The sequence below is a fragment of the Eubacterium sp. 3_1_31 genome (genome assembly GCF_964249515.1).
GTDB classification, from domain to species: Bacteria; Bacillota_I; Bacilli_A; order Erysipelotrichales; family Erysipelotrichaceae; genus Longicatena; species Longicatena caecimuris.
In genome coordinates, this window is record NZ_CAXUBY010000073.1 from 1 (window position 1) to 8,203 (window position 8,203).

Here is an 8,203-nt window from a genome sequence, read left to right on the forward strand (position 1 = left end):
TTATATAGCTTAATGAATTCCCAAGAAAGGAAGATATTATTTAATTACCTGTTTCTTGGGTAATTAAATAATACAAGGAAAAGCAAATGAGTGAAAAGAAACCTATCGTCAGTATTTTAATGGGAAGTCGCAGTGATCTTCCTACTATGGAAGCTTGTTTCAATCAGCTGAAGGAATTCGATATCCCCTTTGAAGCACATGCTTTATCAGCACATCGTACACCAAATGAAGTTATCGCGTTGGCAGAAGGCGCAAAGAAACGCGGTATTAAGGTTATTATCGCTGCTGCCGGTGGAGCTGCACACTTAGGTGGTGTGATTGCTAGTTCTACGACATTACCAGTGATTGGTGTTCCTATTCAGACAAGTGCATTAGGTGGTATGGACTCTTTGTTGAGTACCGTGCAAATGCCTGGTGGAATTCCTGTCGCAACTGTCGCAATCGGTAAAGCCGGTGCAAAAAATGCCGCTATCTTAGCAGCGCAGATGATTGCCTTGAGCGATGATGAAATGGCTGAAAAAATGGAAGCCTTTAAGAAAGCAATGGCTGAAAAAGTTATCAAAGATTCCGTAATTGAAGTAGAATAATATGAGGAGAAGAAGATGAACTATCGTGTGTATGTGAAGAAGAAAGAAGCTTTTCGTGTAGAAGCAGATTCTTTATTTCATGAATTAAAACAGAATTTGAATTTATCTGATGTACATGGTATTGAACTTTACAATGTCTATGATGTTTTCAATGGCGATGACCATGATATGGAATTGTTAAAGGATAAGGTATTATCAGAAAAAGTAACAGATGAAGTATTTGATGAAATCGCATTGGAAGGAAAGACATACATTGCTTATGAATGTCTGCCTGGACAATATGATCAGCGGGCTGATAGCGCACAGCAGTGTTTGATGCTGTTGAATAATAAGCAGGATGTTGTTATCAAAAGTGGAAAGATCGTTATTCTGGATGGCAGTGTAAGTGAAGAAGAACTTATCGCCATTAAGAACTATCTTATCAACCCTGTGGAAATGAGAGAAAAGGATCTTTCTGTTTTAATCAATGAAGAAGATGTTGAAATCGAAGCTGTTCCGGTTTTAGAAGGTTTCTGTGCTTTGGATGAAGCAGGCTTAGAAGCACTTCGTCAGGAACATGGCTTAGCTATGACCTTGGCAGATATTGCCCATGTGCAGAAGTATTTCAAAGAAGAAGAACAGCGTGATCTGACTTTAACGGAATTAAAGGTATTGGATACGTATTGGTCTGATCATTGTCGTCATACAACATTTGAAACAATCTTACAGAATGTGACCTTTGATGCCGGTTCTTTACAGGATAGCATCCAGAAGGCATATGAAACTTATTTGCATTTACGTGAAGAGGTACATGGGAATAAGAAAGTTATGACCTTGATGGATATGGCAACCATTGCCGGTAAATATTTGCGTAAGAATGGTAAATTGGAAGACATGGAAGTCAGCGATGAAATCAATGCCTGCTCCATTGAAATCACGGTGGATGTAGATGGTGAAGATCAGCAGTGGCTGTTGATGTTTAAGAACGAAACGCATAACCATCCAACGGAAATTGAACCATTTGGTGGCGCATCCACTTGTATCGGTGGTGCCATCCGTGACCCATTGTCAGGAAGAAGCTATGTCTATCAGGCAATGCGTATTACCGGTGCCGGTGATATTACAAAAGATATTAAGGAAGCTTTACCAAATAAATTGCCACAATCCCGTATTTCTAAGGGAGCGGCTGCCGGATATTCTTCTTATGGAAACCAGATTGGTTTAGCAACCACATATGTAAAAGAAATTTATAATGATGGCTATGTCGCAAAACGTATGGAAGTTGGTGCAGTCGTTGGAGCAGCACCGAAAGAAAATGTTGTGCGTAAAAAACCAAATGCCGGTGACATCGTTGTCTTGATTGGTGGAGCTACCGGACGTGATGGTGTCGGTGGAGCTACCGGTTCCAGTAAGGAACACAATGACACCTCTTTAACGAAATGTTCCAGTGAGGTTCAAAAAGGAAATGCACCGATTGAACGTAAGCTGCAGCGCTTGTTCCGTAATCCAAAGGCGACACGTTTGATTAAGAAAGCCAATGACTTTGGGGCCGGCGGTGTCAGTGTTGCCGTTGGTGAATTAGCCGATGGTTTACAAATTGATTTGGATAAAGTGCCAGTAAAATACAGTGGCTTATCAGGCACCGAATTAGCAATCTCCGAATCACAGGAACGTATGGCTGTATTAATTGAAGAAAAAGACTTTGATGAATTTAAACAATATGCCTATGAAGAAAATCTAGACGCTTGCATCGTTGCTGTGGTAACCGAAGAACCACGCTTGGTAATGCAGTTCCAAGGTAAGGAAATCGTGAATATGTCACGTGCTTTCCTGGATACCAATGGTGTGCGAGGCTTACAGGATGTTCTTGTGAAAGAAGGCTTAACAACAAAAGATCCATTCCACAGTAGTGTGAAAAGCATTGAAGAAGACTTACAGCAGCCAAATGTTGCTTCTCAGATTGGCTTGGCTGAAATGTTTGATGCTTCCATCGGTAAGTCTACTGTTTTAATGCCATTTGGCGGTAAGTATCAATTAACTGAAACAGAAGGCAGCGTACAGAAATTGCCTGTCTTTGGTTTCACAAATACGGCAAGCATCATGACACATGGATATCATCCTGAGGTATCTTTATACTCTCCTTATTTAGGAGCTAGCTATTCTGTCGTAGAAGCCTTGGCAAGAGTGACAGCGTTAGGTGGTAATTATGCTACTTGTCGTTTAACCAATCAAGAATACTTTGAACGTTTACATACAGACCCTGAAAAATGGGGCAAACCTATGCAGGCACTGCTTGGTTTGATTGAGGCAGAAATGGCTTTTGAAACACCGGCAATCGGTGGTAAGGATTCCATGTCCGGAACCTTTAATGATATCAGTGTGCCACCTACCTTGATTACCTTTGCCGTCACAACCGAAAAGACAGACAATATCATTTCCAGTGAATGCAAAGCAGCAGGTCATAACCTGTATCTGGTAAAACACACACCAAAAGCAAACAAGACTCCGGATTATGAACAGTTAAAGAAAAACTTTGCCCTTGTGCGTAAGCATATCTTAAATAAAGATATCGTAGCTGCTGCTACCGTGAAATTTGGAGGTATTGCCGAAACTTTATGTAAGATGAGCTTTGGTAATAAGATTGGTATCGATGTTGTGACGAATGAACCTGTTTTTGATATCAGCATTGGTTCTATCATCGTTGAAAGTGATAAGGTAATCGAAGATGATGCCTTCATCCTGTTAGGTACAACAACCGATACAAACAGTATTCGTATCAATGAGGAACGTATCAACATTGATGATGCTATCGCTGTTTGGTGCAAGCGTTATGATAAGATTTATCCAATGAGTGTTGATCATGATGGAAAACGTGTGGATACACCTACCTATACAAGCACAGAACATAAGAAAGCAAGCAAGACGTATGACAAACCGAAAGTTATCATTCCGGTTTTCCCTGGTCAAAACTGTGAATATGACACGAAACAGCAGTTTGAACGTGCCGGTGCCGAAGTTGAAATCTATGTCTTCAACAATCTGAATGTTACGAGCATTGAACGCAGTTTGAAAGAATTAAGTGAAAAAATTGCCCATGCGCAGATCTTAATGTTAGTTGGCGGTTTCTCCAGCGGTGATGAACCTGATGGCAGTGGTAAGTTTATTGCGAATGTCTTAAGCAATCCATTGGTAAATGAAGCAGTTCAGACATTGTTAAGCAACGATGGTCTGATTCTTGGTATCTGTAATGGATTCCAGGCATTGATCAAGAGTGGCTTATTGCCATATGGCAATATTGAAGGGCTGAATGAAGCTTCTCCTACCTTGTTCCGTAACAACATCAACCGCCATGTTTCACATATTGCGACAACGAAAGTTACCAGCAATAAATCTCCTTGGCTGTCTAGCTTTACACCAAATGACTGCCATAGCATTGCCATGTCACATGGAGAAGGTAAGTTTGTGGTAAGCGAAGAAGTTGCCAAAGAATTGTTTGAAAACGGACAGGTTGCGACACAATATGTTGATTTAGAGGGTAATCCAACTATGGATGGCACGTATAATATCAACGGTTCTTACTATGCCATTGAGGGTATTACCTCTAAGGATGGTCGTATCTTAGGTAAGATGGGACATAGTGAACGTTATGAAGATGGACTGTTTAAGAATATTGATGGTAATAAACTACAGAACATCTTTGAAAACGGTGTGAACTACTTTAAAAATAAATAAGAAGGAATGAAAAAGATAGCAATGCCTGTGTACACATCCTCAGGCATCGCTATCATGTATAGGATATACAGAAAGGTAAAGAGAATATGAGTGATAAGTATAGAGAAGCCGGTGTCAATCTGGAAGCTGGCTATGAATCCGTAAGATTGATTAAAAGTCATGTGGCACGTACAAAGGTAAAAGGTGCGATTGATTCTATCGGCGCCTTTGGCGGTATGTTTGATTTATCCATGTTAAATATGAAAGAGCCGGTTTTGGTTTCCGGTACAGATGGTGTTGGTACCAAGTTGATGATTGCTTTTGCGATGGATAAGCATGATACCGTTGGTATTGATGCAGTCGCAATGTGTGTAAATGATGTTTTGGTACAAGGAGCTGCGCCAATCTTCTTCTTAGATTATTTGGCAGTGGGCAAGAATGAGCCAACGAAGATCGAGCAATTGGTAAAAGGTGTAGCGGATGGCTGTGTACAAGCAGAATGTGCTTTGATTGGCGGCGAAACAGCAGAAATGCCGGATATGTATGATGTACAACATTACGATATTGCCGGTTTCTGTGTGGGTGCTGTAGATAAATGTAATCTATTAGATGGCCAGAAGATTGAAAAAGGCAATGTGTTGATTGGCTTACCAAGCTCCGGTGTACATTCAAATGGGTTCTCTTTGATTCGCAAGGTTTTATTAAAGGATGCGAAATTAGATTTACATAAGCGTTATGAAGAATTAGGTAATGAAAAACTAGGTGATGTTTTATTAACCCCTACTAAGATTTATGTCAAAGCTATTAAACACCTGCTAGGCAAGGTGGATATCAAAGGCATGAGTCATATTACCGGCGGCGGTTTCTATGAAAATGTACCAAGAATGTTAAAGGATGGACAGGGTGTTTCTATCGATTTAACGACATATCCACATAAACCAATCTTTGATTTCATTGCGAAGACAGGGGATATTCCTATGAAGGAAATGTGCAATGTCTTCAACATGGGTATTGGCTTTATGATGGCTGTGGATAAAGCAGATGTAGAAAAGGTACAAAGCCTGTTACAAGAAATCGGCGAAGAATCTTATGTCATCGGTGAAGTAACCGATAGTGGAAGTGTGGATTTAACATGGTAAACATTGCGATATTTGCCAGTGGCAATGGTTCTAACTTTGAGAATCTTGTCAACGAAATAAACAATGGACATATCGATAATGCCGTTTGTAAGGTATTGATTATCGATAAGGAACAAGCATATGCCAAAGAGCGTGCAGCGCGTTTAGGTATCCCATGTGTCTATGTGAATCCTAAGGGCTATGGCGGTAAAGAAGGCTATGAAACAGAAATCATGAAAACCTTAGAGAGCTATGAGGTTGAATTGATTGTTCTAGCAGGCTATATGCGTTTTATTGGCAAGGTGCTGTTAAGCAACTATCCAAATCGCATCATCAATCTGCATCCGGCATATTTACCTGCCTTCCCCGGTGCGCATAGCATTCAAGATGCTTTTGAAGCAAAGGTATCTTATACAGGGGTTACCGTGCATTATGTAGATGAAGGTGTCGATACAGGGGAAATCATTCATCAGGAAAAGATCATGATTGATCCATCCTGGGATCTGGAAACCTTAGAAGAACATGTGCATGCGAAGGAATATGATATGTTTCCACGTGTAGTAAAGACAGTTTGTGAACGTATGGAAGAACATAAATAAAGAAAGAGCGGTGTTATTATGAAACGAGCATTAGTAAGTGTATCTGACAAAACAAATCTGATTGAATTCGTATCCGGATTAAAAGAATTAGGTTATGAAATTATATCTACCGGTGGTACAAAGAAGGCTTTGGATAATGCCGGTTTAGATACCATTGGTATCTCAGAGGTTACCGGTTTTCCGGAAATCATGGATGGTCGTGTAAAAACATTACATCCAAAGGTACATGGAGCGTTATTGTGTGTACGTGATAATCCGGAGCATGTTCGTCAGATTCAGGAATTAGGTATTGATTATATTGATTTGGTTTGTGTAAACTTGTATCCATTCAAACAAACCGTACAAAAACCAGGTGTAACGCATGAAGAAATCATTGAAAACATTGATATCGGTGGACCTAGTATGCTGCGTAGTGCATCTAAGAACTATCGCTATATCCCAGTGATCGTAGATCCTAGTGATTATGCAATGGTATTAAATGAACTGCGTGAAAACGGTGAAACCCGTCCGGATACCAGAGAACTTTTAGCAGCGAAAGTATTCCGTCATACAGCAGCCTATGATGCGATGATTGCGGAATATCTGACAAATAAAACGGGTGAAAAATATCCTGAAAAATTAACGATTACCTTCGATAAAGTACAAGATCTTCGTTATGGGGAAAATCCTCATCAAAGTGCTGCCTTCTATAAAGGTATGAAACCTTCTTACTCCTTGGCAAATGCCAAACAGCTGCATGGTAAGGAATTATCCTACAACAACATTCAGGATGGCAATGCAGCGATTGAAATCTTAAAGGATTTTGAAGGACAGTGTGCGGTTGTTGGATTGAAACATATGAATCCATGTGGAGTAGGTATCGGTGCTACCTTGGAAGAAGCATGGGATAAGGCTTATGAAGCAGATCCAATTTCCATCTTCGGTGGTATCGTGGCAATGAATGAGCCGGTCAATGTAGCTGTTGCGGAAAAACTGGCAAACATTTTCTTGGAAATTATCATTGCGCCTTACTTTGAACCGGCAGCATTTGAAATCTTATCAAAGAAAAAGAATATCCGTCTGATGGAATTAGATACAACCTTAGAGGTAACAACAAAATATAAATATACGAATGTTAACGATGGCTTATTGGTACAGGATATTGATGACCATAAGCTGAAAGAAGAAGATTTGCGTTGTGTAACAAACCGTAAGCCTACCGAAGAAGAAATGAAACAATTGTTATTCGCATGGAAGGTTGTAAAGCATGTGAAATCCAATGCCATCGTATTGGTCAAGGATAACATGACAATTGGGGTTGGTGCCGGTCAGATGAATCGTGTCGGTGCGGCAAAGATTGCCATTGAGCAGGCAGGTGAAAAAGCCAAAGGTTCTGTTATGAGCAGTGATGCTTTCTTCCCTATGCCGGATACAGTAGAAGAAGCAGTGAAAGCAGGGGTAACAGCCATTATTCAACCAGGTGGTTCTATCAAGGATCAGCTGTCCATTGATGTGTGTAATGAGCATGACATTACGATGGTGTATACCGGAGTGCGTCACTTTAAACACTAAGATAGGAACATAAGAATGACAAAAGAAGATTGGATATTCAGCACTTTCGTTGCTCATATGCAATCTTCTTTTTTTAACAGCTTTGCTTCATTACTATCTTTATATGATCTAACTATGCAAAGCATTTGCATAGCTTATAAACTACGATTTCTCAAAAATCTACAGTATGAAAAAAGCGTTATGTTCTTTATCCATCTATGTAATACTTCAGCAACGAAAAGGATGCTATCATAAAAAAACAGACAGCTTGTGCCGTCTGTTTATGAACCGATTTCAGGTTCTAAGTTTTCAAAAAGTGGATCATCAAAAAATTCTATTATCGTGATGGATAAGCCATCACATATTTTTTTAATTGTAGATATCGTTGGATTTTTACTTTTTCCAAACTTAATATTATTTAATGTTGATTGTGTGATACCACATGTTGTGCTAAGACCATTTAAGGTGATTTCGTTTGTTTTGCATAATTGCAAGATACGTTTACAGCTTGCTTCTCCTATTGTCATAAATATCGCCCCTTTATACTATTTATTTTACTTAGATATACTACAAAAGGTTAACTACATTGGGTTATTATGATACTTTTGTTTACTTTTTATATCCATATAGATGTAAAGATACAATTTACATATCGCAAAATAAGTATATACTTAAGGTA

The 8,203-nt window shown here is 39.5% G+C and carries 6 protein-coding genes; 5 read left to right on the forward strand and 1 reads right to left on the reverse strand.

Translation table 11 applies throughout. The features are described from left to right. Positions 1-86 precede the first annotated feature (86 nt). The 5 genes from purE to purH all read left to right on the forward strand — a co-directional run bounded on the left by purE (position 87) and on the right by purH (position 7,545). Complete coding sequence (purE, locus tag ACESSZ_RS15910) at positions 87-587, forward strand: 5-(carboxyamino)imidazole ribonucleotide mutase (RefSeq protein WP_008690292.1); 501 nt, start codon at positions 87-89, stop codon at positions 585-587. Between the two features lie 15 nt (positions 588-602). Next, a complete protein-coding gene (locus ACESSZ_RS15915; protein WP_008690293.1) occupies positions 603-4,298 on the forward strand; it encodes a phosphoribosylformylglycinamidine synthase in 3,696 nt (1,231 codons plus the stop codon). A gap of 86 nt (positions 4,299-4,384) precedes the next feature. Then, entirely contained in the window at positions 4,385-5,416 is a 1,032-nt protein-coding gene (purM, locus tag ACESSZ_RS15920; protein ID WP_008690294.1) for a phosphoribosylformylglycinamidine cyclo-ligase, read from the forward strand. Continuing rightward, positions 5,410-5,994, forward strand: a complete 585-nt coding sequence (purN, locus tag ACESSZ_RS15925) for a phosphoribosylglycinamide formyltransferase (protein WP_008690295.1) — start codon at positions 5,410-5,412, stop codon at positions 5,992-5,994. Before purM ends, purN begins: the two co-directional genes overlap by 7 nt. Before the next feature lie 18 nt (positions 5,995-6,012). Then, a complete protein-coding gene (gene purH, locus ACESSZ_RS15930) occupies positions 6,013-7,545 on the forward strand; it encodes a bifunctional phosphoribosylaminoimidazolecarboxamide formyltransferase/IMP cyclohydrolase (RefSeq protein ID WP_008690296.1) in 1,533 nt (510 codons plus the stop codon). 260 nt (positions 7,546-7,805) lie between these two features. Here purH and ACESSZ_RS15935 read toward each other — a convergent pair whose 3' ends face one another. Beyond that, a complete protein-coding gene (locus ACESSZ_RS15935; protein WP_008690297.1) occupies positions 7,806-8,051 on the reverse strand; it encodes a helix-turn-helix domain-containing protein in 246 nt (81 codons plus the stop codon). Between the last annotated feature and the right edge of the window lie 152 nt (positions 8,052-8,203).